The 752-nt window shown below is 48.5% G+C and carries 1 protein-coding gene; it reads left to right on the top strand.

Going from position 1 to position 752, the window contains the following annotated elements:
• On the top strand, positions 1 to 716 hold a 716-nt coding region (locus R7P74_RS26135; protein WP_318123555.1), incomplete at its 5' end, for an alpha-amylase family glycosyl hydrolase.
• Positions 717 to 752: the final 36 nt, after the last annotated feature.

Raw genomic sequence — 752 nt, 5'->3', positions numbered from 1 at the left:
AAACTGATTGGGTGAAACGCTTTGGCATTGATGGTTATCGCGTCGACACGGTGAAACACGTCGAAGGTGAAGTTTGGAAGCGTCTAAAAGAGGAAGCATCGAACAGCCTAGAACAATGGCGTAAAGAAAATGGCAAATCAGGCCAGCCGTTCTGGATGATGGGCGAAGTCTGGGGACACACCGCGTATCGCAGCCCTTATTTCGATGATGGTTTTGACGCGTTGATCAACTTCGATATGCAGAAGAAGCTAGACAAAGGCGCGGCGTGCTTTAGCCAAATGGCAGACACTTACCAAAGCTATGCGGACACTATCGCGAACGAGAAAGACTTCAACCCAGTCAGTTACATGTCTTCTCACGATACGGAGTTGTTCTTCTCACGTTTTAAAGATTACGGCATGCAACGTAACGCCGCGAACGCATTGCTCCTTAGCCCAGGAGCGGTTCAGGTTTATTATGGCGATGAAGTAGGCCGTAACATTGGCCCTTACGCGGATGATTTCCACCAAGGCACACGTTCAGACATGGTTTGGAAGCTATCTGATGACAAACAAGCTTTGCTGAAACACTGGCAAACCCTTGGTCAGTTCCGTCAAGCACACCCTGCCATTGGCGCAGGTCAGCATCGAGTTATTGAACAGGAAGGCGCGTACGTTTTCTCTCGTTCGCTTGGCAATGACAAAGTCGTCGTGGCGTTTGTTGGACGTGATAAGTAACTAAACGCTCTTTATGTCGGTAAATATAAAGCCCTT

Source organism: Vibrio sp. 2033 (assembly GCF_033339735.1).
This window is presented reverse-complemented; position numbering and strand designations above follow the sequence as displayed.